Here is a 22,507-nt window from a genome sequence, read left to right as displayed (position 1 = left end):
GCAAGGGCTAGGATGCAGAGTTTGGCTGCTCTGTCTGTTTAGGGACGAATGAGGAGAGTCCTCTCGTAGACTCATGGTTTGCGCGATTGAGAGTATCTTGATCGAATAATCACAATCTAGTTTTTTCATGGAAATTTATATTATTTTAAATAACTACTAAGGGAATTAAGTAGATTGTCTAGTGATGTTCTTTTTTGTGAAATGATTGAATTTTGATAGACCGATTCTTTAAAAGATTTTGCAACAGATATTTTTACACTTTTTTTTGTTTCATCATTCCATATTTTTCCGGCCGCTAGGAATGTTGCTTTTATTCGATTGGACCATATATCGTTTCCTTTAAATGGCGAGGAGTTCAAGTCGACGCCAAATTTATTCAGTATTTCCTCTTGGTATGTTTCTGGATTTATTAGGTCTTCAATTTCGCTGTTGTGCATGCCTTGGCACGTGCAGAGGGTGTACTGTTTACTCTCTAGGGTGCGTTCCTGTAGGGCCTTCTCTATCTCTCTGCGTGCCGCATCGTCGTTGTCAAGAAACACGTGTAGTCCAAGTATGTTTTGCTCTGAGGATGCCAGCAAGTACGAAAGTTTATTTGCGCCATTTGCGGGGCGTAAAGCGAAGCGCCCTGCATCGAAGGCCGCTTTTAATTCTGGTGCGCCTTCTTCCTTGATGATTTTATCAAGGATCATGGCGTCGGTTGCTCCCTCCACTATCAAGCTGAACTCTACGCTTGTGAGGTTGTCTGATACCACTACCCCTAGAGCATCGCGCACCTCGCTAATTTTCGTGGCTTCTGATGCTCGGTTATTTCGCACAATTACTGTGGATGTCGGCCCTTGCCATCGTACAAGAAGTGGTGAATGGCTTGAAACAACTACCTGGTTTTCTTGAGATAGCTCAAATATAATATCTCGAAGGTCGCGTATAGCTTTTGGATGAAGGTGTGACTCTGGTTCTTCGATTGCTACAATAGAATTTCCTCCATTAGCTAATCTCTCAGAGGCATGACGCATTAGTGCTAGTGACACTAAGCTTTGAACGCCATCACCTTTTCGTTCAAGGGAGGTTCTTTCTCCATCGTTCACTTGAACTTCGATGTTTTGACGGAAGTAACGAGAGCGTAATTCCTTGTGCGTTGTAATTTTTACGGTTTTGACGGATGATAGGAAGCCAGATACCGTGGTTGATATATTTTCTGATAGCTCATCAAGAACTGGGGCTTGAAGATTTTCAATAGTTTCGATGGCTTTTTTGTAATTCTCGTCTTCAGAAAGGCGGCTAAGTTCGTTGTTCACGAGTTCTTGGATAATATCGTATGCTGTTTTTGATGTGCGAATAGCTGGTATGTATTCGAATTGCATACGCTCGGAAACGAAGCTAGCTATCCTGGCGGTCTTCTTGTTTAGGGTAACTTGCCCTCGTCCAGGTTTTGCGATTGATATTGCGAATTCGTCTTTATGGAATATGATTTTTATAGGCAGCGTCCCATTTAGGCTGCTGCCTATTTTATTCCGAAAAACTTCGACTTCATCTTGATCTAGAAGTATTTCAATTACTATAGATGAAGGTTTATGTTTCCTTTTGCTTTGCAGTCCGAGAGGGTAATCACGTTCCCAATTGTAACCGCCTCGCATATAATATCGATATCTGGTGTCGGGCGATAGTACTGTTTCGCGACCCCCGCTTTGGCGCACAATGCGCGGCTTGTAATTTTTCAGTATCTCCATTGCAATGCTGAATGCCTGAAGTATATTCGATTTTCCTTCGTTGTTAGGCCCCATCAAGAGAGTGTAGTTGTCGAAAGGTATTTTTTTTGCCGAAATTATGCTTCTGAAATTCTCTATAGAAATCGAAACAATTTTCATTGATGAGTGCCCCAACCCGTTCGCGTGCCCGTTTGATAGAATGAATCGGAATGCGGCAACTGTAAATGGGTAAAATTCTCGAAAGTTTCAACTGAGGGCTTCGGTTGCATTACTCTGCTAATCCTCGTCTGGCCCGCCCGAGGACCCATGCCGGAACACCGGGGATAAACCGCAGTCAGTAACAGGCACCCCCATTTTTCTCACTCCTACCCCGTCACCGCCGCAACGGCATGGATCCTATGGTCAAGCCATAGGATGACGAGGCGGTTGAAGCGCATTCCCTACTCGCTATTCGCTACTCCCTATTCGCTCTTTTCTCCCCACCCCCAAAACCTCCACTACACTCCCCCCATCGCCCCTGTCGGGAACCGGGTCCGGAGCCGGGGATCAGGAGGGGCGACGGCAGCCTCCCCCTCGGGTTCGGTGACCCGGGGCCTGTGAGGGCCCGCGAAAGGCCGGCGGCCGGCATCATGTCGGTTGCGGAAAAGCCGCTAGGGCAAAGTTTGCCCGAGTGACCGGTCGGCAGTCGGGACAGCGGCCGGCGGGGCGCGCTTTTCGCGCCACTTACTTCACAACAGAGAGGCACGAAAAACGCGCCCCGTTTCCCGAACGATCCAAACCCCGGCGGCTCCCCCCGCGCGGCAACGATGGAGCCTGCCCGAAATGCCTGCCCCTCTGCAAATTGCACACCAGCACCAAACGCCCCTTCTCCCCGCGAGCGGGGAGAAGGTGAGGATGAGGGGCGAGCGCCGTGAGTGGCCGGGATACCGACAGAGGTGGAAAAGCTCGCAAGGCCCCGCCCGCCCCTCATCCCCCTGCCGGGACCTTCTCCCCGCAGGCGGGGAGAAGGAAGCCGTCATCCCGAAAGCCGCAGGCTACCCGGGACCCATTGGCAGAATGCGCAAGCACACGACCGGTCAACAGAAACCCGCAACGTCCTTTTTCTCAAATCGTCAACGCAAAAGAAGGGAGGCCCCAAATGCCACGCAAAACCAGAAAGTCGCCGGCGAAGACCGAGGCCAATGAGCAGCTGCTCGAGATCATCCGCGGCCTTGTGAAGATTCGCGACACGCTAATGGACGAGAAGGGCATCAAGCCACTTTTGCCCATTTGCCCGCCCGAATGGCCACAAGAGGAAATGCAGGTGGTGTTTCGCTATCTCGCGGGGCAGGCCGAGAGGCCGCAGCATTGTTCAAACCGGCGGTGCCGCCGCGCTGGCATGTGTCAGGCAGGGGCGGATGCGCTGCTGGAAGCAGACTGTTTTCCGGACTGGAGCGATAGCGAGGTCTCGCGGCTCCATGCTGCCTGGCTGGGCGTCGTTTTGTGCTGGATTTATGATTGCGAGCGGTCTTTGCATTTCTTGGAAATGACGCGGTATGGAACGCAGGCATGCAGCTTGCCGACACGGAAACAGGGCCTCGAGGAGCCCGGGAAAAAGCTTGCATGAAGAACCCTCTGACAGGGAAATGCCAGCATGTCTTTTCGCGCGTGGCGGCTCTCAGATCCGGCCGTCGTGTCCGTTGGGCTTCGCGCCCCTCAGCCTTCGAGCCTCGAGGCGCTGTCGAGCCCTGCCTGAACCAGATTCAGCGGCAGGCGGCGTCCGCTCGCCCAGGAGCGCATTACATGCCCGGCGACACGTTCGCGGGATACGCTATCGCTTCGTCTTATGCCAAGTTCGGCGCACACCGCTTCGATGGCGTTCTCCATCGCGGTCATTTCTTCTGCATCGTAGATGCCAGCGCTTTTGTGCAGTACTCCAGGCTTGGCCATGTCCGGCCCTCCTCTGCCGTGGGAAGTTGCAGTCAGCGTGTGACACCTCCAACGTCGCCGTCTGCTCGTCCTTCGCCTTACACGGTAACAGGTTTATTTCCCGTGTCTATTATGGCGAATCTATGTTGCGCGACCGCGACGGGCCCGCAAAAAAAATCAAGAGGGCATGAACCTTTCTTTCTCCCCCCGCGACAGACGGGCATCGGACGGCCGAAGCGGCCGGCCATCAATCGCAAAGGAGGATGAAGAAATGTCCCTGAAACGCACCATTGCAAAAGGCCTCATGGCCATCACCCTTGCCGCCACTGCACTTTCAGCCGTCAGCGTGGAAAGCCGCGCGGGCAGTCTGTCTCCGGGCGAGGCAGCGGCTATTGCCGGGCTCGGCGGTTTTATCGCCGGTGGCCTGATCGCGGACTCGCGAGCCCGATATTATCGACCTGCGCCAGCTTATGGTCGCGCGTCGGCATGGGATCGGCATGTGGCGCGCTGCTATGCCCGCTACCGCTCCTATGATGAATATAGCGACACGTTTCTCGGATATGACGGCTATCGTCATCGCTGTCGTCTGTAACGTCCTCACGCAAAGACGCTGCGCAGTCATCTGATTTGATCGCGCCGCCGCCGTGGGAGTTGAAAATCCGGGCTTGTCGTGAACGCGGCTGGTCCGGATTTTGTCCGTTTTGCAGCCGCTGGATAATGAACCAATGCCGGGATGCTGCGTTATAGACCGACGATGGCCGGCGGACAGGGTGATTGCGGCAAAGCTTGGGCGGGAGGCGTGTTTGAGGCGGTCATCCTGTTTGATTTGAGATTGCCGGCTTTCCGCCCCACCTTCTACTCGCCGACCCGGTTTCCGGCTCCCCAAAACTGACAACGGGGATCGGCTTGGCATTAACGCAGAAAAGGAGTTCCCTCCATGAAAAAAATCCTCGCAGTCCTCGCCACTTCCGGTTTTCTCACGCTCTCGGCCTATGCCGCCGAAGTTCAGGGAACGGTGGCTTCCATCGACGTTGCGACCAGAACGATCGCGCTTGATGACGGCACGGTCTACACCGCCGGTGAGGGGGTCGATCTCGCCAGTGTCGCCGCGGGCGCGACGGTGACGCTGACGATTGACGATACGACCAACGAGGTGACCTCCGTCGAAGCACAAATGTAGCCCTGCCCGTCTTGTCCTGGATGGAAGCCGGACTCCAACTGGGGCCGGCTTTCTCGTTCGGGTTTGTCCTTTCGGAACAAACTGTCATAAAACAATGCTAAGGGGGCTTTTGAGAAGGGAATCGCTTCGGTTCCCTCTGCCTGATGCAATGATGACCGGAGGCGGAATTTCATGAAGATTGCAGTTCTTGGCGGCGATGGGTTCGTCGGCTGGCCGACCTCGCTCCACCTGTCAGCCCGTGGGCATGAGGTCCACATCATCGACAATCTGTCCCGGAGGTGGATCGATACCGAGCTCGGGGTTCAGTCTTTGACTCCGATGGATTCCATCCAGGAGCGCACGCGCATCTGGCATCAGGAAACGGGCCGGCGCATCCGCTTCCACCTGATCGACCTGGCACGCGACTATGATGTGCTGAAATCCTGGCTTGCCGAGCACAGGCCCGATGCGATCGTGCATTTTGCCGAACAGCGTGCCGCGCCCTATTCGATGAAGAGCGACCGCCACAAGAACTACACGGTCAACAACAACGTCAACGCTACCCATAACCTGCTCAACGCGATGACGGAGATCGGTCTCGATGCCCATCTTGTCCATCTGGGCACGATGGGCGTTTATGGGTATTCCTCCGTCGGTGCTGCAATCCCCGAAGGCTACCTCCCGGTCGGCGTCGAGACACTCTCCGGCGAAACGGCATCTCAGGAAATCCTGTACCCGACCAATCCGGGCTCGATCTATCACATGACGAAATCGCTGGATCAGCTTCTGTTCCAGTTTTATGCCAAGAACGACGGTGTCCGCATCACCGATCTCCATCAGGGCATCGTGTGGGGCACGCACACGGAAGAGACGAAACTCCATGCCCAGCTCATCAACCGTTTCGATTATGACGGCGACTATGGAACGGTGCTGAACCGCTTCCTGATTCAGGCGGCGATCGGCTATCCGTTGACCGTTCATGGCACGGGCGGGCAGACGCGCGCTTTCATCCACATTCAGGATTCCGTGCGCTGCGTGGAGATCGCGCTCAACAATCCGCCGAAACGCGGAGACCGCGTAGAAATCTTCAACCAGATGACGGAAACGCATCGCGTGCGGGACCTGGCCGAGCTCATCGCCCGCATGACCGGTGCGAAGGTCGCTTACCTGCCGAACCCGCGCAAGGAAGCAGCGGAAAACGATCTGGTGGTGAGAAACGATAAATTCCTCTCGCTCGGCCTTAACCCCATCACGCTGGAGGAAGGGCTTCTGGCCGAGGTCGTCGATGTGGCGAAGAAGTTCGATTACCGCGTCGACCGTTCGCGTATCCCTGCCGTGTCCGCCTGGACCAAGGATATCGCGCCCACGATCGAGCGCGACCCGGAAGGCAAGCGGCTGAAGAGTGTGGGCTGAGCGACGGCATTCATGTCGAAACATGCCTATGTGACGCTCGTCACCAATGAAGACTATGCGATGGGCGCGCTCGCTCTGGTGCGCTCGTTGCGGTTGACCGAAACGAACGCCGATCTCGTCGTCTTGCATACTGGTGGAGCGCCTGAAAAAGCGCTGCAGCCACTCGCTGCGCTCGGCGCGCGGCTTGTGCCGGCGGAGCTTCTGCCCACCTCAGATGCCTTCAACGAGCGGCATCAGCGGGCCCGGCTTCACGCCAACGCGCCCTTCACCAAGGGCAACAAGCCAAGTTTTCATACCCCGCTCGACAATTTTGCCAAGCTCAGACTGTGGCAGTTGACCGAGTATGAACGGGTCGTGTTCATCGACGCCGACGCAGTGGTGGTACGCAATATCGACCGGTTGTTCGGTTATCCGGAATTCTCCGCCGCCCCCAATGTCTATGAGAGCCTTGCCGATTTTCACCGGCTGAATTCAGGTGTGTTTGTAGCAGAACCCTCGGAAGCGACGTTCGCTTCCATGCTCAAGCGGCTTGACGCTCCCGATGCGTTCTGGCGGCGGACGGATCAGACATTTCTGCAAGCTTATTTTCCGCAGTGGCATGGCCTGCCGGTGTTTTTCAACATGCTGCAGTATGTCTGGTTCAACCTTCCGGAACTCTGGGACTGGAACTCTGTTTCCGTGGTTCACTATCAGTACGAAAAGCCGTGGGAGCGGGATCATCCGAAAGCCGCGGAACTGGGTCCTTTGATCGATCTTTGGCACGCCTTCCATTCGGGGAACAATATCCCTGACATTGAGATTCTGGCGAACCCCGCATCATGACCACGCCACACAGCATCGTTTCCGGCGGGACAGGCCTTGTCGGCCGCTTCATCGTGGAGGCGCTGTTGGCCGCCGGTCACCGGGTGACGGTGCTTGGACGGAATGCACCGCCGGAAGGCTTTTTTTCAAAACCGCTCACCTTTGCTCCGATGGAGCTCGAACCGACATCCATATCCACGGCCCTGTTCGAGGGCGCTGCTTTTTTCGTACATGCGGCCTTCGACCACGCTCCGGGGAAATACCGGGGCGGAGAGGCCGACGATGCTGACGGGTTTCGCAGGCGTAACCTCGAGGGAAGCGTTGCGATGTTTCGAGCAGCGCGCGCGGCGGGTGTGGCGCGAACAGTGTTTCTTTCGACACGGGCTGTTTACGGGCTGCGCGATCCGGGGGTGATGCTGGATGAACGTGACGTCTGCCGCCCTGATACGCTCTATGGAGAGGTGAAGCTGGCTGCAGAAGAGGCGCTTTCCCAGCTTTCCGGAGAAAATTTTGCCGGCGTGAGCCTGCGGGTCACCGGTGTCTACGGGCCTGCTGGGTACGGACGGTCGCACAAATGGGAGAGCCTCTTTGCCGATTATCTGGCAGGCCGGGAGATCGCACCGCGCGTGGCATCTGAAGTGCACGGCGAGGATGTCGGATCGGCTGTCCGCATGATGTTGACTTTGCCCGCCAACAAGCTTGCGGGCGGTGTCTTCAACGTGTCTGATCTGGTGGTTGATCGTCACGATCTGCTGGCGCTTGTGGCAGAGGAGACCGGGTGCAAGAACCCACTGCCGCGTGTTGCTGACTGCCGGGCGATCAACGTGATGAAAACGGATCTTTTGTGCGCCCTCGGGTGGTCGCCGGCCGGCAGGGCGCTTCTCGGGCAAACGGTGCGCGAATTGTTAGGCGTGCGTTAACTGCTACGTGGTTTGTGCTCCTCTGGAGCCAATGTGCACTTCAAGTATTGATTCAAGTTCCTTGCGTGATGATTCATTTGGTCGCGGTAAGGTTTTGAACATGAATCGGAAATGCGGTCGGCTATTTTTCCGAAATCGGCGCTTGGGTCATCTGAAGGTGCAGTTTGTTGCCTTCGTATGGGTTTGCTTCGGCCACAGCTTCATCAAGCTCGACACCAAGACCGGGCTCACTCGACGGAATGACAAAACCATCCTCCCAGGTGATTTTCTTTTTCAGGAGTTGCGCGTGAAAACCATCGAAGGTGCGGATCGCTTCCAAGATCAGGAAATTTGGTAGCGTGGTGGCGAGCTGAATGTTGGCGGCTGCGACGATGGGGCCACAATAGCAGTGCGGTGCGATCTGAACGTGGTGGGCTTCCGCCATTGCCGCGATCTTCTTTGTTTCAAGCAGTCCACCTGACCTGCCGAGATTGGGCTGAAAGATACCAGCGGCACCCTGGCTGAGAAGCTGGGCAAACTCGTACTTTGTCGTCAGGCGCTCACCCGTGGCAATGGGAATGCGGGTGCCACGTGCCACTTGAGCCATGGCTTCTGGGGCATCTGGTGGGACAGGTTCCTCGAACCAGAGCGGGTCATAAGGCTCTAGTGCGCGGGCTAGCCGGATTGCACCGGAAGGTGTGAACTGACCATGGGTTCCGAAGAGAATGTCGGCGCGCCCACCGACAGCCTCGCGCACGGCAGCAACCATGCGCGTGGAGAGGTCGATGTCACTTTGGCGTGGTTGATGGCCGCCAAAGGCCGAGTAAGGGCCGGCTGGATCGAACTTGATCGCGTCAAAACCCAGCGCGAGGCAGGCCAATGCAGCTTCGGCGGCAAGGTCTGGATCATTGTAGACATTGCATGCGTTGTCCGTCTCGTCCGGAACGGCGCTGCCGGTGGCAGGATAAAGATAGGTGTAGCTGCGGAGCCGCTGATGCACCTTTCCTCCGAGCAGCTTGTAGACCGGTTTGCCCGCCTCTTTGCCAATGATGTCCCAGCACGCCATTTCGAGGGCGGACACGCAACCCATCAAAGTCGGATCGGGCCGCTGACTGAAGCCGGAGGAATAGGTGCGGCGAAAGAAGGCTTCGATGTCGTGCGGGTCCTGACCGATCAAATAACGTTCGGCGATGTCTTCGATCATTCGTGCGGTGAGGTGTGGGCCGAAGGCCGAGGAATAAGCCTCGCCATAGCCGACCACACCGCCATCGGTGGCGAGTTTCACGAAGATGAAGTAGCGACCGCCTGCATGCGGAGGCGGGTTCGCGGTAACAAAAGTCCTAGCTTCGACGATTTTCATTTGAAAACCAGCACGTTGCGGAGGGCCTGTCCATTGTTCACTGCGGCAATCGCCTCGTTGATGTCTTCAAGCCTGTAACGGGCGGTGATGAGTTCATCGAGCTTCAACCGGCCCTTTTGATAATGCTCAACGAGAATGGGTATGTCGTGACGGAGTCGTGTCTCGCCCATCTTGGATCCGATAATTTTCTGATTGAAAGCCGCAAGCTTCCCCGGGTCATAGGGGATGCGTACACCATTGGACGGCATGCCAACCACGATAATGGAGCCGTTGCGGGTGATGTAACGCGAGGCGCTGACAAGGGCGGCCTCGACACCCACAGTGACGAAAACAAAATCCACGCCGCGTCCCTCGGTAAGCGTTTTGATCGCTTTCCCGTGATCAGGGTCGGTCGGGTTAAAGGTGTGGGTGGCACCGAAGGATCGCGATGCGGTTTGCTTGTCAGAGCTTAGGTCAAGAGCAATGATCGGATTGGCACCTGCAAGGGCCGCTCCCTGAATGGCATTGAGCCCGACGCCGCCGCATCCGATGACAGCAACGGATTGGCCCTCAGATACGCGCGCCGTGTTGACGACCGCCCCAAAGCCGGTGATGACGCCGCAGGCAAGAAGCGATGCGACGTCGAACGGCATTTCGGGTGGGATATGGGCGAGCTGGCTTTCGTGAACGACCACCTTCTCCGCGAAGGCACCAGTGCGTAGCCCCTGTTCGCAGGCGACACCATTAGTGAGGGTGAGCGGGCCTTGCTTATCAAACGGGAAAACCTCCTCGCACATAACGAGGCTCTCACGCGCGCAATAATGGCATTGGCCACAGGAGCGGATCAGCGTGACAATAACGTGATCGCCCGGCACGACACCGGTAACTCCAGAACCGATCGCTGAAACCTCGCCGGCCGCCTCGTGACCATAGACCGCGGGAAGATCGCCACCCCATGCACCTTCGGCATAGGAGATGTCAGAGTGGCAGATTGCGCATGCCTTCAGATCGACGAGAACCTCACCCCGACGCGGTGGAGCGAGCTCAAGCGTTTCGATCGAGAGGGGTTTGCCGAACTCCCGGCACACGGCGGCCTTGACCTGCATGGAAACCTCACTGGAATGCGTGCAATCCGAATTAAAGCCGTAAGTTCGTCTTCTGTGCAACGCAGATGCGACACAAAGTGCAACCATGCGTCAATGGAAGAGGTGCCATGCACTAGCGTTTGTTGACCGGCAGCGGTCACAACGATAGGCCGGATGTAAACCGAGAAGGGGAACGATAGACGATGAACGCACCGGATAAACCCACTGGAGACCTGACGCTACGCACTCAGGCGATGCCTGGCGACGCCAATGCCGCGGGCGATATTTTCGGCGGCTGGGTGATGGCGCAAATGGATCTAGCCAGTGGTATTCGTGCTGCCGAACGCGCTCATGGACGTGTGGTCACGGCCGGCGTGAAAGAAATGGCCTTCGCCAAGCCGATGAAGGTGGGCGACACATTGTGTATCTACACCCATATAGAGAGGGTTGGGCGGACATCGATCCGGCTAAAGGTTGAAGCGTGGGCACAGCGTTATCTCTCGCCGACCATGGAAATGGTCACTCATGCGGATTTCGTCATGGTGGCGCTCGATGCCAGTGGCAAGCCCACTCCGGTTCCACCGGAAGATTGAGGTTCACGCCTCCGGTGATGCTTCAATCCTTGTGGCGAGCACGCGGTCAATCCGGCGGTTGTCCAGATCCATGATCTCGAAACGCCAGCCCATGGCATCGGTGCTTTCGCCTGTCTTCGGCAGATGCGTGAATTCGTTCAGCAGGAAGCCGGCGAGTGTGGTGTAGGTGCGCTCTGCCGGGAGATTGAAGCCGAGATGGTCCGCCATTTCGTCAGCGGGCATGGAGCCGGGGAGCAGCCAGGAGCCGTCTGCGCGCTCGACGATATCCAACTCACCTTCCTCGGCATCCGCACGAAAGATGCCTGCGATCGCCTCGAGAATATCGGACGGGGTGATGATGCCTTCGAAATGACCATGCTCATCGTGCACCAGCGCCATCGGGATGGCCGCCTCTCGAAGAACGGAGAGCACAATGAGCGCGTCGGCCATGTCGTGAATGATCGGTGCTGGCAGAACATGGGCCCGGATGTCCAGTGGTTTACCTGATAGTTGCGCAGCCAGAAGATCGCGCAGCTTGACCACGCCGACAATCTCATCGACAGATCCATCGCCGGCAGGCAGGAGGGAGTGTCCGGACCTTTTGACATCCTCTGCCGATGCCGTTCCATCTGCCGTGAGGTCCAGCCAGTCGATCTCCCCACGCGGGGTCATGATCGCGCGCGCCTTGCGATCTGCGAGCCGCATGACACCGGCAATCATGCGCCGCTCATCGGATTCAATGGTGCCGCTGGTTTCGGCTTCGGCGATGAGGGTGCGGATTTCCTCGTCGGTGATACGCTGGCTCGATTCCGCGTTTTGACCGAGCATTGCCAGAACCATGCGTCCCGAAACATCAAGCAGCCATACGAGCGGCAGGGTGATGCGCGACAGGAGCCCCATGATCGGTGCAACCTTGACGGCGATGCCCTCTGCGTTTTTGAGCGCGATCTGCTTTGGAACGAGCTCGCCGACGATCAGCGACACATAGGTGATGACAGCCACAACCAAGCCCACGCCGAGCGGATTTGCCATCCCTTCCGATACACCTTGCAGGATGAGCCAGTCGGACAGACGCGTCCCCAGCGTCGCGCCGGAGAAGGCACCGGAGAGCACACCCACCAGCGTGATACCGATCTGGACCGTCGAAAGGAAACGCCCGGGATCAGCCGAGAGAGCGAGCGCGCGTGCCGCACCGCCTTGACCCTGCTCCGCCCGGGATTTCAACCGGGCAGGTCTGGCGGAGACCACAGCCAGCTCCGACATGGCCATGAATCCATTGAAGAGGATGAGGACGAAGAGAATGGCGATTTCTACAATGAGCATAAAAGCTCTTTATCACTCCGTGATGAACCGCGCGAGACTGCCCTGTGGGCAGGGGAAGCGCTATTTGCAGGCGCGGTAGCCGTTGCGGCGGCCTTTCAGATCAAAATGGAAATGATCACGGTGATCGTAATTGTAACCCGGGCCGAGAACGGTGGTGAAGTAGTCGCATCCTTCGGCACGCACAGAATTCAACAGACCGCGTTCGCGGAAGGCGAAGAAGCCAGGCTTGCGCACATCGATCTCGCGGCCGTTTTTCAGTTCGATACTCATCACGTCGAGAGCGTTGCCCTTGGAATGCTCCGAAGCAACGCTGGTGCCAGCAATGCGGCGGCAGGAATAGCTGGAGCCCTGCCGTATTTTCCCGATGCCGGTGAGGTAGCGTTTGCGGGCTGCCGGGGCGAGCTCGTTTTTTGTCCATCGGGCGAATGTCTCCGCCATTTGGCAATTCAGCGTGGCGGCGGGCGCCATGTCAATGTTGCCTGAAAGGCCGCTGACCTTGACAGGCCAGTCAATACGGCAGGCACCACCGTCATTGATGGGCTCCAGGTCCTGATACTTGACGCCAAGACGTTTGAGGCGACGACGGCACGCGATCTCTTCCGCCGGCATGGCGCGAGACGCGCTTTCGCTGCGCGGCAGAGTTACGCGCGGATAGGAAACCATCATCGGGTTTGATGAAACCAGCGCCTGCAAACCCCTCGCGTTGTCAGATGTGGGAGTGGAGACGGAGGGAGATGGCGCTTGCGGAACCGGTACCGTGGGGGCAGGCGCTAGCTGCGGGACCGGCACCGCTGCGGTCTGGACTCCGATATCTACCGATGGGCGGGGGGACATCACATCGCTGACAGAGCAAGCGGATAGAGCCAGAAGCGTTGCAGCAACCACAACGCGCCGCAACGGTGCGTGTAGTGGTGTCGCAACCGGGTTGCCAACACGAATACCGACCATGACCACGCCCCGTCCACCTTGTACGCTTCCAGAAAAAGCGTACCGTAGTCAGACAAGGTAAAGGAAAGGTCAGCAGAGGCATTCAGACCTGTGACCTCTTTGTGACGAACCCGCCTGCATTCTATTTGCAATAGAGGCTATCGTTCCGGCGTTTTTGCAGATCCAGATGGAAATGGCTGGCGTGGTCTGCGTTGGTGCCCGGGCCGAGAACTGTCTTAAAGGGGCCGCAAGCAGCGCTGCGGAAGGCATCGAGGAACTTTGCGCGGCCACTTTTCGGATTTGGCTGTCGAGCCACTTTGAAGTTGGAGCCATCTGCGAGATCGAAACTCGCGATATCCAGCGCGTTTCCAAAAGCGTGTTCGGAGAGTTTCTGCAAACCGGCCCGCGTTCTACAAACATAAGCTGAAGCATGCCGAACGGCCGTGACCGGCTGTTTCAGGTGACCCCTGGCGAGGGGCGGAATCGTGTCTGTGAAGAAGCGAGCGAGTGTCAAAGCCGTTTCACAGTTGAGCGTTGCCTCCGGCTTTAATGCGATTTTTTCGGAAAGGTGTTTGATCTCCAGCGGGTAAGCGATCGAACAGCCTTGTGCCTCTGATATGGAGGGCTGCTCGGAATACGAAACTCCCAGTTTGGTCAGGGCGCGCCGGCAGGCAGTTTCTTTTGCGGGCAACCGGCCTTGCTTTCGCGCGGGCGGGCGTTTCTGGGGTTCTGTCTTTGCTGGTGGACGGGGTGTGGGAATGGGGACCATGACCGACATTTCCGTACGCCGCACTTCTCCGCGGCTATTGGGTATGGGGCCGGTGGCCGGCAGCGGAACTGAGGCAGTTGGCTCTGCTGCATGCAGATTATTCGAGAGGGAAATGAAGAACAGAGCGCAAAGCAGCATGGCCAGTAGCGCACGTCGAACAGCTGAAAGAGCGATCATGCCGGATGTTTGCCGGAACTTGGGCTGATCGGGAAATAACGGTGTGTTTCGAAACGTTCACGATGCACCGAGTGCATCAAGGCCATCAATCAGCCAATCATAAAGCATTGGCATCCCGAGCAGATAGGTAGCCACATGCTTGGCGCCATGCTGGCGCGCATCGCTGACGGCGGTTGACCACTCTTTCACGTCGTAGTCGCCGCGCCCTACCCATGCGAGCGCTATCAGTTCGGCAATCTCATCCACATTGAGATCGGCCACCAGTTCTCGGAATTCCACTTCGGTGAGGTCTTCTTCCTCTTCCTCGATAAGCCCGTCATGCTGATGCCGATCGCGGGCATCGCCGTCGATCTCGATTTCGTGCTCGTGACCATCATCATAGTCTGCGTTGAGCGCGGCGCTTAGAATGCGCGCTTTGCTTGCCAGCAAACGCACTGTTCCCGGGTCAATGGTCAGCGCCCATTCCTGCTCAACAGGCTTCTGCATAAGCTTCTCCTCCGGCACTCCGGAAGTATGATAACGCAGAACCTGCGGAAATCACGACGGTTTGTTGAGCTCTTGTTCAGGCGACGCTGCGTTGCCGGTTGCGCAGAGCCGGAACGATCTCGACAGCGAGGATCGCTGCAAAGATCATTCCGCAGCCGGCGAGGCCGAGCGTCGGCAATCGTTCACCGAGAAAGATCGCACCGAAGAGCGCGGCGAACACTGCTTCCGTGGACAGGAAAATCGCAGCTTGGGGGGCTGTGGTGTAGCGTTGGCCGATGACCTGCAGTGTGAAGGCGATGCCACCGGAGAAAATGCCGGCGTAGAGAATTTCGGGCAGAGCGGTGCGAATGGCGGATAGGTCGACCTGTTCGGCAACGCCCGCAATGGCGATAGCTATGACCGCGGTGATGCCAAATTGGCTGACGGATAGCGTTACAGGGCGGCCGGTATGACTGGCGCTTCTTCCAATCATGATAACCTGGAGCGCCCAGAAGAGTGCGCAAAGGATGGTCAGCCAGTCGCCCGTCGTCAGTGCCACGCTGCCCGCGCCTGAGAGCAACCATATGCCCGCTAGCGCAGAAAGAGCTGCCGGCCAGACCACAAGGTGTGGCCACTGGCGGAACAGTAGGACTGCCAGAAACGGCACCATGACAACGTAGAGGCCGGTAAGAAAGCCGGAATTGGTGACACTGGTGGTCAAAAGCCCGACCTGTTGCGCCGCCATGCCAGCGAACAGAAGCAGGCCGATGATCAGGAAATTCCGCTTGTCAGTGAAGGTCAGCGGCCTTGTGCTGCGTCGATATTCCCATACGGCGAAGGGCAACATAGAGAGGCAGGCGATCGCAAAGCGCAAACCGATGAACAGAAACGGCCCTATGGCATCCATTGCGGATGACTGGGCGACAAAGCCCATGCCCCACATGGCACCTGCAAGAAGCAATACAAGGTTGGCCTGAACCCGTGTCATACGCCTGTCCGAACCGAGGAAATCGCGCATGTCTTAAGGAGCTGCAATCCGCCGCACAAGAGCCGATGCTCTTGTCTTTTATGGGCCAGCGTCGGCTTGCATCATTCCGAACGGAATATACGGATGATCTCGCCCCGGCGCTTGTCGGTCAAAAGCCAGATTGAGCCGTCAGGTGCCACATTGACATCCCGTATGCGCCCGAAGGCTCCCTTGAAAAGGCGCTCTTCACCAAGAATCTTGCCGTTTTCGTCTCGATCAAGGCGGGCGACGAGGTGATATTTCAGCGCCGCAACGAGGAGATCTCCCTGCCATTCGGGAAACATCTCGCCCTGATAGACCGTTGCGCCTGACGGTGCGATGGACGGATCCCAGTAATATTCAGGTTGTTCGTAGCCCGGCGCTTCGCTACCAACGCCGATCTTGGTGCCGCTATAGTTCACGCCGTAGGAGATGATCGGCCAACCGTAATTCTTTCCTGCTTCGGGGCGGTTGACCTCATCGCCGCCGCGCGCCCCGTGTTCGACAGTTACGATTGCGCCGGTCACGGGGTCGAACACGGCACCTTGTGGATTGCGATGCCCGATGGACCAGATTTCAGGCGCGGTGTCCGCGCTCCCGGTGAAGGGATTGTCTTCAGGGATCGTCCCATCAGGGTTGATCCGGAGTATCGATCCGGCATGGTCGGCGGGATCTTGAGCCCGGTCGCCTTCACCGCGATCGCCTATGGTAAAAAACAACGTTCCGTCAGGATGCGGCACGATGCGCGAGCCGAAATGCTGACCTGCACCGGTTTTGCCGTTCATGGAAAAAATCGTCGTGACATCTTCAAGCCGCGCGTCTGCGCCGTTTTTTACAAGCTTGGCCCGGGCAATGGCTGTGCCGGCTCCGCCCTCGCCAGGTTCTGAAAAAGAGAGAAAAATCGCTCCTGTCTCGGCGAACTCCGGCGAAACGGCGACATCCAACAATCCGCCCTGACCCACAATTGCGACCTCGGGCACGCCTTCTATGGGAGCCGAAAGGGTCCCGTTCGAGAAAAGGCGCAACTGGCCCGGACGTTCCGTGACGAGCGCGCTTCCATCGGGCAGAAAGTCAAGACCCCATGGATTGGAGAGGCCGCGAGTGAGGGTTTCAGCCTCGACTGTCACCGCCTGGGTGGTAAAGGTCTTGGCGGCTGCTGCACCGGGAGAAGCCAGAAAACCTGCGGCGAGGGCGGTGCGGAGAATCTGGTCTTGCATCTGCGGAACTCCCATTGTCGCTTTCATCATGAGATAGGACATGAGTGTTGTCGAACAAGACAACATGCCGTGAGGAAACCGATTGTGGGAAAACGGACGCGCAAAAAATTTGCGTGAAAATCGTCACCGGCTTGTTATATTGGGAGAGGTCATACGAAACGGTTCCGTAGGCAGACGCTTTCGGACCGTTTCTTTTTATGTCTGCACCGGCGGCAGGACGACGCTTCGCTTAAGGCGTTTCGGGTCTTCCTGCCTTCAAGTCTGGAAGGTGAATGAAATGAACAAGGTCCCTATGACGCTTGCCGGAGCCGCGGCGTTGAAGGAAGAGCTGCGTTGGCGCCAGCAGGAAGAGCGGCCACGCATCATTGAGGCGATCGCGGAGGCGCGCGCCCATGGCGACCTTTCGGAGAATGCGGAGTATCACGCCGCCAAGGAGGCCCAGAGCCTCAATGAAGGCCGCATCGGCGAACTGGAAGACTTTATTGCCCGTGCCGAGGTCATCGACGTGACGAAACTGTCCGGCGACACGATCAAGTTCGGCGCGACGGTCATGCTGGTCGATGAAGATACAGAGGAAGAGAAGACCTATCAAATCGTCGGTGACCAGGAAGCCGATGTGAAGGCGGGCCGCATCTCCATTTCCTCGCCCATCGCACGGGCACTGATTGGCAAGGCGGTGGGGGACTCCATCGAGGTCAATGCTCCGGGCGGCGCGCGCGGATATGAGGTGGTGGAAATCCGCTACGGCTGACCATCATGTCCGGTAAAACGCCCGAAAGCGGCTTCCGGCTCCGCGTCCGTGATGTGGACGTGGTGGCCCCAAACTTCAAAAAGCGGCTTTCGGGCGTGACCAGCACGATCGTGCAGCTTGTTCCAGAACAGTCGAAGACGGTTGCGATAGCAGCGTTGGGGCCGGGACTGCCCGGCATGCTCCCCAAGTTGCGCTGGTGGCAGGTGCCGGGGCTCCTGCGCAAGCCGGCGAACCGGCCTTTTCGGATCTGGCATGCGCGACGCAACACAGAGATGCTGGCTGGGGTGCTTCTAAAGCAGATCCTGCGTGCCCCTATGAAACTGGTTTTTACATCGGCCGCTCAGCGTCACCACTCACGTTACACCAAATGGCTGATCCGCCGTATGGATGCGGTGGTTGCAACCAGCCGGCGCTCCGGTTCGTTCCTGCGTGTGCCCTATAAGGTGGTAATGCATGGTGTTGATACTGAGCGCTTTCACCCGCCCGCAAAGGACGGTGACGATTGGCAGGTCACCGGTCTGCCGGGCCGCTACGGTGTCGGTTGTTTTGGCCGTATTCGGCACCAGAAGGGGACCGATCTTTTTGTCGCGGCAATGATTGAGTTGTTGCCACGTTACCCTGATTGGACGGCCGTGGTGCTTGGGCGAGTTACCGCAGAAAACAAGGGATTTGCGGAGGAGCTTCAGCGTTCAATCGACCAAGCTGGCCTCTCTAGCCGCATCGTTTTCCTGGGTGAGGTGTCGGACGTTCGACCTTGGTTCAGAAGAATAGATCTTTGTGTGGCGCCCTCTCGGAATGAAGGTTTCGGGCTCACCCCCTTGGAAGCGATGGCTTCGGCCACGGCGACGGTGGCGAGTGATGCTGGTGCATATGAAGAAATGATCCTAATAGGCGAAACGGGTGAGGTGGCGCCTGCTGGTGACGGTGTGGCGCTGAAACAGGCGATTCAGCGATATCTCGAAAGCCCGGAATTGTGCCGAGCACACGGACGTTCGGCACTTCGACATGCGCGTTCGCGTTTTCCGCTGGAAGGCGAAGCCAATGCCCTCAATGCGCTCTATAAAGACCTTTGGCGTGAGGCCAGAACGTGAAGATCGAAGGTTTCATCGTTCATCTGAAGCGCGCAACGGCGCGTCGCGCGCAGGTGGAGCGCCTGATGGCGGATCTGCCCGTCGAAAACCATGTGGTGGATGCCGTCGATGGGCAGGACCTTGGCGATGAGGAGATCGGGCAGCGCTATGGGAAACGGCTGCACCAGCCGGTTTATCCCTTCACGCTGAAAAAGTCCGAGATTGCCTGTTTTCTTTCTCACCGGAAGGTGTGGCGCATGATCGTGGAGCGCGGGCTTGATGCAGGACTGATCGTCGAGGACGACGTGGCGCTCGACATGCCGCTTTTCGAACGATGTCTCGAACTTGCCAAACGGGCCTGCACGGGAAAGGCGTATGTGCAGTTTCGCATCAGCCCCGTTCGCGGAAGCGCGCGGGAGCTGGCACGGGAAGGCGATGTTCGCCTCGTCGCACCCGAGGTCTCGCAGCTTGGCACCGTGGCGCAGCTCGTGACACGCGAAGCGGCAGAGCATCTTCTTGCCCTGAGCGAGCGTTTTGATCGGCCGGTCGATGTGTTTCTGCAGATGCGCTGGGTGACAGGGATCGCGCCGTGCTGTGTGGTGCCGTCGGGCATCAGCGACCAGTCGGCCGAGATCGGAGGCAGCACAGTCAACGTGTCGGGGAAGGACAAGCGCGGTCCCGGAGAGCGATTGCGCAGAGAGTGGAAGCGATTTGTCTACCGGGGCCAGGTGCGAAAATACTCTCGTGGCTGGCGTGCGGGAGAGGTGCAGAAGCAATGAAGACGCTCGTCATCAATCTGGAACGTGAAACAGCCCGCCTTGAGCATATGCGGAAGGTGTTTGATGAACAGGGGCTCAACTTCACGAGGGTGAAAGCGGTCGATGCCAAGCTCCTTTTACCGGAAGACCTGAAGGCCGGCCGCACTGGAAAACCCCGCTTCTATGAATTGGGGGCGGGTGAAATCGCCTGCTTTCTCTCACACCGGAAATGCTGGGAGATCGCGGCGCAAAGCGAAGACCCTTACACAATCATCTGTGAAGATGACATTTTCCTTGGGGAGAATGCGTCGGCCATTTTTGGTGATGAAAGCTGGATACCCGCGGATGCGGGTGTCGTGAGGCTGGAAGCGTGTCGACCCAAGACGCTGATTGGAAAGGCGGTAGTTTCCACGGTGGCCGGTCGGAAGGTGCATCCTTTGCGCTTGGCACATGCTGGCTCGGGTGCATATGTCGTTTCCCGAGATGCCGCCATCAGGCTGCTTCGTGAAACCACCGAGTTTTGCGACCCGCTCGATCAGTTCCTTTATAGTTCTGAAGAGCCGGCAACCGGTGCTCTGGAAAAATACCAGATGGTTCCCGCGCCTGCTATCCAGGAAGTATTTCTTCGAAAAGATAAATTGCTCGGAAGTTCATTGCTGGATGAACGTTACTCGGTCCAATCTACCGGGAAGCCGAGAGGTGTTGGGAAAAAGATCCTTCGTGAGATTGGACGCTCCAGGAAGAAAATCGCACGCTTTTTTGCCAACGTCTGGACTTATATAACCACCGAGAACATGTGGGTTCGTGTGCACTTCAAATAGTGGCAAGCGCCGCGCTGCTCACCTTTCTTAGATGCCGAAACGATGCATGAGTTCCGCAAGAGGAGAACCCTTTGGCGGTCGGGTGCCTTTCAAGCCGGCACTTCTGAGAACTTCATTCCACAGGTGAATGGTTCTGGTTTTCTCCGTGCAAATTTCTGCGAGGCTTTTTCGGCTATCGTAGAGCAGAGGGGCATCCTTGAAGTGCAGTGGGTAGAAGACCTCTTTTGGCTCTGCCAGATCAAAAACACCGTGTTTCTTGGCGAGATAAGTAATAGCCTTTGGGCCAAATGTTCCCCAGGGAAGGGTTGCGGGTTCGATCTTCTTCCCGAGGAACCATGATTTCAAGCGAAGGCGAATGGCATCGCGACTTCGTGTCCACGGCGGGATCGCATCCCGGTTGAAGAAAGAAAGGACCTCTTCAATAACCGGGTGATCCGGTTTTGCGTAGAGGAGGGCGCCATTGATGTAAGTAGCGCTTTCTCGACCAAACACGATGTCTTTCTCAAAGCTCACTGGTTTGAGGCAGATCATGTCCAAATCCACCCATGCACCACGTTCCTTTTTTTGCAGAAGGAAACGAAAGTAGTCAGATGCGAGCGCGTAGGACCCCGTTTTTCTATGGCGTAGTCGATCTATCTCCGTACGAGGAAGTATTTGTGCAGCGTCGATATTTTGCACGCCCGGTGGTGTGTTTTTTATCTCTTCGAATGAATAGAGATTAACATCGTGTCCGGCGTCGACAAAGCTCTTTGCGGACAGAACCTCTATCTCGCCAAGGTTTCCTCCGATCCAAAGAGTGTTGATTTTCATCTAAGTGCCTTTTCTACTCTTGACTTCATGCTTGTTGAAATCTGGTTTTTGAATTTTTCGCCAACTTTATTTTTTGTAAATATCTTTTTCTCTCGGAAGCCGAATAACTCTCGAAAGCCGTTCTCAAATGCTTGGATCGTTGGGGCGCCGAATTCGTTGATGATGTTGGTTCGTCCATCTGGCTTCTTGGGCATATAGAGCGTCGGAATACCCATTGCCATGCAGGGCATGGCTGCATGTATGCGGGACGTGACAACCAGACTGGCCTTGTCTCTGTACAAGGCGAGGAGGTCTTTCGCGAATGCCCGTTGAACAGGCGAAGAGACCGGGGCCACCTCATGTTGGATGGCAAGTTTGCTTTTCCAGCGTTTTACTCGGTGTGCGGGTTTGGGAGCATCCACGAGAATAACAAGCTCTTCCTCGGGCTCCTGTGTGCGGGTCGGGAAAGTCAGCGTTGCACAGTAAGAAAGATACGCTTGCACACCCCAACTTTGAATGATCTCCAAAGTGCTTTGATCGCGGCAACCGATCGGAGCGTGTTTTTTGAAGTAATCTAAGTGCTTCCGGTAGTATTCTGCCGCCCCAGGGGTGATGTGGAATCCGTGAAAAATCGGAGTGATTTTTTCGCTGGGCGGCCATGCCTGAGGGCGGTGGCTGAACCATCCATTCATGACAAGCATACACTCATCGCCGTCATAGGTGTTTAGAGAATCACGATCCAGATAGAAATCGACTTTGGGTAGATGCTGTTCGACCGCCAGTGTCTGAATCCAATCACCGATATTGGCAAGAATCCCGGTGGGATATTGAAACGAAAGGGCGGCGATCTTCATTGGAGTGTCCCCATCCTGCTGCTGGGGACGGTACGGCAAGAAAAGGGCTTATCTATGGCCTAGTCGATCGCCACCAGGCCTTCGTCCTTCACCTGGCGGATGGTGAGTGCGGTGCGGACCGTGTCTACATTGGGCGCGGAGGTCAGCTCTTCAATGACAAAGGTCTGGAAGGTGGTCAGATCCGTTGCCACGCAATGCAGCATGAAATCAGAATCGCCGGAGACCATCCAGGCGCGGCGTACGATGGGCCATTTCAGCGTTCGCTGAGCGAAAGTCTTCAGCTCGGTCTCCGACTGATAGTGGAGCCCGATCAGGCAGAAGGCGACCACGTCATAGCCAAGTGCCGGGGAATTGAGCAGAGCACGGTAGCCCTTGATGATGCCGCCTTCCTCCAGTCGCTTGACACGCCGGAGGCAAGGTGGCGCGGAGATGCCGACGCGGCGCGAAAGCTCGACATTGCTCATCTTGCCGTCGGCCTGAAGCTCACGCAGAATTTTCCAGTCGATTGCGTCAAGATCGGCCTTTAGCGGCATAGTGTTTCCCATTTCTGCTCAAAACGCGCGAGAATCTTTCACGCGCGCAGACCGAAATTAGGGCAAGCGTCCTGACAAGCCAAGCAATGCATTGATCGGTAGCGGGGACTATCCACCGTGTTTGGAGGCCTCGGAGAAGCACAAATGCGCGGGCGTGGCATTCGG

The 22,507-nt window shown here is 56.8% G+C and carries 24 protein-coding genes; 11 read left to right on the top strand and 13 right to left on the bottom strand.

Translation table 11 applies throughout. From position 1 onward, the window contains the following. Positions 1-140: 140 nt before the first annotated feature. Positions 141-1,865: an ATP-dependent nuclease gene (locus tag KW403_RS02580; protein WP_223021210.1), complete on the bottom strand. Its 1,725-nt coding sequence runs from the start codon at positions 1,863-1,865 to the stop codon at positions 141-143. Positions 1,866-2,844: 979 nt separating this feature from the next. Between KW403_RS02580 and KW403_RS02575 the strand changes: the two genes are divergently transcribed. Further along, positions 2,845-3,312 (top strand): hypothetical protein, encoded by a 468-nt coding sequence (locus KW403_RS02575; protein ID WP_223021209.1) that lies wholly within the window; start codon positions 2,845-2,847, stop codon positions 3,310-3,312. An 89-nt stretch (positions 3,313-3,401) separates the two neighbouring features. Here KW403_RS02575 and KW403_RS02570 read toward each other — a convergent pair whose 3' ends face one another. Continuing rightward, positions 3,402-3,635, bottom strand: a complete 234-nt coding sequence (locus tag KW403_RS02570) for a hypothetical protein (RefSeq protein WP_223021208.1) — start codon at positions 3,633-3,635, stop codon at positions 3,402-3,404. A gap of 250 nt (positions 3,636-3,885) precedes the next feature. Here KW403_RS02570 and KW403_RS02565 point away from each other — a divergent pair, with 250 nt between their 5' ends. The 5 genes from KW403_RS02565 (at position 3,886) to KW403_RS02545 (ending at position 7,907) form a co-directional block, all read left to right on the top strand. Then, the gene (locus tag KW403_RS02565; RefSeq protein WP_223021207.1) at positions 3,886-4,206 is read left to right on the top strand and encodes a BA14K family protein; all 321 of its coding nucleotides are present in this window, start codon (positions 3,886-3,888) and stop codon (positions 4,204-4,206) included. Positions 4,207-4,551: 345 nt separating this feature from the next. Then, positions 4,552-4,794, top strand: a complete 243-nt coding sequence (locus KW403_RS02560) for a DUF1344 domain-containing protein (protein WP_223021206.1) — start codon at positions 4,552-4,554, stop codon at positions 4,792-4,794. 171 nt (positions 4,795-4,965) lie between these two features. Next, complete coding sequence (locus KW403_RS02555; protein ID WP_223021205.1) at positions 4,966-6,186, top strand: NAD-dependent epimerase/dehydratase family protein; 1,221 nt, start codon at positions 4,966-4,968, stop codon at positions 6,184-6,186. Positions 6,187-6,198: 12 nt separating this feature from the next. Then, a complete protein-coding gene (locus KW403_RS02550) occupies positions 6,199-7,008 on the top strand; it encodes a glycosyltransferase (protein WP_223021204.1) in 810 nt (269 codons plus the stop codon). After that, positions 7,005-7,907, top strand: a complete 903-nt coding sequence (locus KW403_RS02545; RefSeq protein ID WP_223021203.1) for an NAD-dependent epimerase/dehydratase family protein — start codon at positions 7,005-7,007, stop codon at positions 7,905-7,907. The genes KW403_RS02550 and KW403_RS02545 overlap by 4 nt, the downstream gene beginning before the upstream one ends. Positions 7,908-8,028: 121 nt before the next feature. Here the strand turns inward: KW403_RS02545 and KW403_RS02540 are convergent, their stop codons facing one another. Next, on the bottom strand, positions 8,029-9,246 hold the full coding sequence (locus tag KW403_RS02540; protein ID WP_223021202.1) for a mandelate racemase/muconate lactonizing enzyme family protein: 1,218 nt from the start codon (positions 9,244-9,246) through the stop codon (positions 8,029-8,031). Further along, a complete protein-coding gene (locus KW403_RS02535) occupies positions 9,243-10,331 on the bottom strand; it encodes a Zn-dependent alcohol dehydrogenase (protein WP_223021201.1) in 1,089 nt (362 codons plus the stop codon). The genes KW403_RS02540 and KW403_RS02535 overlap by 4 nt, the downstream gene beginning before the upstream one ends. A 182-nt stretch (positions 10,332-10,513) precedes the next feature. Between KW403_RS02535 and KW403_RS02530 the strand changes: the two genes are divergently transcribed. After that, positions 10,514-10,903 carry an acyl-CoA thioesterase gene (locus KW403_RS02530; RefSeq protein ID WP_223021200.1) on the top strand — a complete coding sequence of 130 codons (390 nt, stop codon included), beginning with the start codon at positions 10,514-10,516 and terminating at the stop codon, positions 10,901-10,903. 3 nt (positions 10,904-10,906) lie between these two features. Here KW403_RS02530 and KW403_RS02525 read toward each other — a convergent pair whose 3' ends face one another. The 6 genes from KW403_RS02525 to KW403_RS02500 form a co-directional block, all read right to left on the bottom strand. Continuing rightward, on the bottom strand, positions 10,907-12,205 hold the full coding sequence (locus KW403_RS02525; protein ID WP_223021199.1) for a hemolysin family protein: 1,299 nt from the start codon (positions 12,203-12,205) through the stop codon (positions 10,907-10,909). Positions 12,206-12,265: 60 nt separating this feature from the next. Further along, the gene (locus KW403_RS02520) at positions 12,266-13,153 is read right to left on the bottom strand and encodes an extensin family protein (protein WP_246637868.1); all 888 of its coding nucleotides are present in this window, start codon (positions 13,151-13,153) and stop codon (positions 12,266-12,268) included. A 121-nt stretch (positions 13,154-13,274) separates the two neighbouring features. Beyond that, positions 13,275-14,078, bottom strand: a complete 804-nt coding sequence (locus KW403_RS02515; RefSeq protein ID WP_223021198.1) for an extensin-like domain-containing protein — start codon at positions 14,076-14,078, stop codon at positions 13,275-13,277. Between the two features lie 57 nt (positions 14,079-14,135). Further along, complete coding sequence (locus KW403_RS02510) at positions 14,136-14,564, bottom strand: DUF3775 domain-containing protein (protein ID WP_223021197.1); 429 nt, start codon at positions 14,562-14,564, stop codon at positions 14,136-14,138. A gap of 76 nt (positions 14,565-14,640) precedes the next feature. Further along, positions 14,641-15,531 carry a DMT family transporter gene (locus KW403_RS02505; RefSeq protein WP_223021196.1) on the bottom strand — a complete coding sequence of 297 codons (891 nt, stop codon included), beginning with the start codon at positions 15,529-15,531 and terminating at the stop codon, positions 14,641-14,643. Positions 15,532-15,632: 101 nt separating this feature from the next. Then, a complete protein-coding gene (locus KW403_RS02500) occupies positions 15,633-16,766 on the bottom strand; it encodes a PQQ-dependent sugar dehydrogenase (RefSeq protein WP_223021195.1) in 1,134 nt (377 codons plus the stop codon). A 277-nt stretch (positions 16,767-17,043) separates the two neighbouring features. On the opposite strand from KW403_RS02500, the gene greA reads away from it, so the two are divergent. From greA to KW403_RS02480, 4 genes are read left to right on the top strand one after another with little or no spacing between them, the layout of a single operon-like run. Beyond that, positions 17,044-17,517, top strand: a complete 474-nt coding sequence (gene greA, locus KW403_RS02495) for a transcription elongation factor GreA (protein WP_223021194.1) — start codon at positions 17,044-17,046, stop codon at positions 17,515-17,517. A gap of 5 nt (positions 17,518-17,522) precedes the next feature. Further along, complete coding sequence (locus KW403_RS02490) at positions 17,523-18,608, top strand: glycosyltransferase family 4 protein (protein ID WP_223021193.1); 1,086 nt, start codon at positions 17,523-17,525, stop codon at positions 18,606-18,608. Continuing rightward, entirely contained in the window at positions 18,605-19,366 is a 762-nt protein-coding gene (locus KW403_RS02485; protein ID WP_223021192.1) for a glycosyltransferase family 25 protein, read from the top strand. The genes KW403_RS02490 and KW403_RS02485 overlap by 4 nt, the downstream gene beginning before the upstream one ends. Beyond that, entirely contained in the window at positions 19,363-20,166 is an 804-nt protein-coding gene (locus KW403_RS02480) for a glycosyltransferase family 25 protein (RefSeq protein WP_223021191.1), read from the top strand. Before KW403_RS02485 ends, KW403_RS02480 begins: the two co-directional genes overlap by 4 nt. Before the next feature lie 27 nt (positions 20,167-20,193). Here KW403_RS02480 and KW403_RS02475 read toward each other — a convergent pair whose 3' ends face one another. Genes KW403_RS02475 through KW403_RS02465 form a run of 3 tightly spaced genes read right to left on the bottom strand, consistent with a single transcriptional unit; the run spans position 20,194 to position 22,342 of the window. Then, positions 20,194-20,976 carry a hypothetical protein gene (locus KW403_RS02475; RefSeq protein WP_223021190.1) on the bottom strand — a complete coding sequence of 261 codons (783 nt, stop codon included), beginning with the start codon at positions 20,974-20,976 and terminating at the stop codon, positions 20,194-20,196. Next, a complete protein-coding gene (locus KW403_RS02470; protein WP_223021189.1) occupies positions 20,973-21,809 on the bottom strand; it encodes a polysaccharide pyruvyl transferase family protein in 837 nt (278 codons plus the stop codon). Before KW403_RS02470 ends, KW403_RS02475 begins: the two co-directional genes overlap by 4 nt. Before the next feature lie 59 nt (positions 21,810-21,868). After that, positions 21,869-22,342 (bottom strand): Lrp/AsnC family transcriptional regulator, encoded by a 474-nt coding sequence (locus KW403_RS02465; RefSeq protein WP_223021188.1) that lies wholly within the window; start codon positions 22,340-22,342, stop codon positions 21,869-21,871. Between the last annotated feature and the right edge of the window lie 165 nt (positions 22,343-22,507).

Source organism: Nitratireductor kimnyeongensis (genome assembly GCF_019891395.1).
Lineage (GTDB): Bacteria > Pseudomonadota > Alphaproteobacteria > Rhizobiales > Rhizobiaceae > Nitratireductor > Nitratireductor kimnyeongensis.
Note: the sequence above shows the minus strand (reverse complement) of the source record. Positions and strands in the feature narration are given on the sequence as shown.

Excerpts from the sequence above, each read along its gene's own strand:
- greA (WP_223021194.1), top strand. The coding sequence starts at position 17,044 with ATGAACAAGGTCCCTATGACGCTTGCCGGAGCCGCGGCGTTGAAGGAA.
- KW403_RS02570 (WP_223021208.1), bottom strand. The coding sequence starts at position 3,635 with ATGGCCAAGCCTGGAGTACTGCACAAAAGCGCTGGCATCTACGATGCA.
- KW403_RS02510 (WP_223021197.1), bottom strand. The coding sequence starts at position 14,564 with ATGCAGAAGCCTGTTGAGCAGGAATGGGCGCTGACCATTGACCCGGGA.
- KW403_RS02545 (WP_223021203.1), top strand. The coding sequence starts at position 7,005 with ATGACCACGCCACACAGCATCGTTTCCGGCGGGACAGGCCTTGTCGGC.
- KW403_RS02480 (WP_223021191.1), top strand. The coding sequence starts at position 19,363 with ATGAAGACGCTCGTCATCAATCTGGAACGTGAAACAGCCCGCCTTGAG.
- KW403_RS02525 (WP_223021199.1), bottom strand. The coding sequence starts at position 12,205 with ATGCTCATTGTAGAAATCGCCATTCTCTTCGTCCTCATCCTCTTCAAT.
- KW403_RS02505 (WP_223021196.1), bottom strand. The coding sequence starts at position 15,531 with ATGACACGGGTTCAGGCCAACCTTGTATTGCTTCTTGCAGGTGCCATG.
- KW403_RS02465 (WP_223021188.1), bottom strand. The coding sequence starts at position 22,342 with ATGCCGCTAAAGGCCGATCTTGACGCAATCGACTGGAAAATTCTGCGT.
- KW403_RS02575 (WP_223021209.1), top strand. The coding sequence starts at position 2,845 with ATGCCACGCAAAACCAGAAAGTCGCCGGCGAAGACCGAGGCCAATGAG.
- KW403_RS02535 (WP_223021201.1), bottom strand. The coding sequence starts at position 10,331 with ATGCAGGTCAAGGCCGCCGTGTGCCGGGAGTTCGGCAAACCCCTCTCG.
- KW403_RS02560 (WP_223021206.1), top strand. The coding sequence starts at position 4,552 with ATGAAAAAAATCCTCGCAGTCCTCGCCACTTCCGGTTTTCTCACGCTC.
- KW403_RS02520 (WP_246637868.1), bottom strand. The coding sequence starts at position 13,153 with ATGGTCGGTATTCGTGTTGGCAACCCGGTTGCGACACCACTACACGCA.
- KW403_RS02475 (WP_223021190.1), bottom strand. The coding sequence starts at position 20,976 with ATGAAAATCAACACTCTTTGGATCGGAGGAAACCTTGGCGAGATAGAG.
- KW403_RS02540 (WP_223021202.1), bottom strand. The coding sequence starts at position 9,246 with ATGAAAATCGTCGAAGCTAGGACTTTTGTTACCGCGAACCCGCCTCCG.
- KW403_RS02565 (WP_223021207.1), top strand. The coding sequence starts at position 3,886 with ATGTCCCTGAAACGCACCATTGCAAAAGGCCTCATGGCCATCACCCTT.
- KW403_RS02580 (WP_223021210.1), bottom strand. The coding sequence starts at position 1,865 with ATGAAAATTGTTTCGATTTCTATAGAGAATTTCAGAAGCATAATTTCG.
- KW403_RS02530 (WP_223021200.1), top strand. The coding sequence starts at position 10,514 with ATGAACGCACCGGATAAACCCACTGGAGACCTGACGCTACGCACTCAG.
- KW403_RS02550 (WP_223021204.1), top strand. The coding sequence starts at position 6,199 with ATGTCGAAACATGCCTATGTGACGCTCGTCACCAATGAAGACTATGCG.
- KW403_RS02500 (WP_223021195.1), bottom strand. The coding sequence starts at position 16,766 with ATGCAAGACCAGATTCTCCGCACCGCCCTCGCCGCAGGTTTTCTGGCT.
- KW403_RS02555 (WP_223021205.1), top strand. The coding sequence starts at position 4,966 with ATGAAGATTGCAGTTCTTGGCGGCGATGGGTTCGTCGGCTGGCCGACC.
- KW403_RS02515 (WP_223021198.1), bottom strand. The coding sequence starts at position 14,078 with ATGATCGCTCTTTCAGCTGTTCGACGTGCGCTACTGGCCATGCTGCTT.
- KW403_RS02470 (WP_223021189.1), bottom strand. The coding sequence starts at position 21,809 with ATGAAGATCGCCGCCCTTTCGTTTCAATATCCCACCGGGATTCTTGCC.
- KW403_RS02490 (WP_223021193.1), top strand. The coding sequence starts at position 17,523 with ATGTCCGGTAAAACGCCCGAAAGCGGCTTCCGGCTCCGCGTCCGTGAT.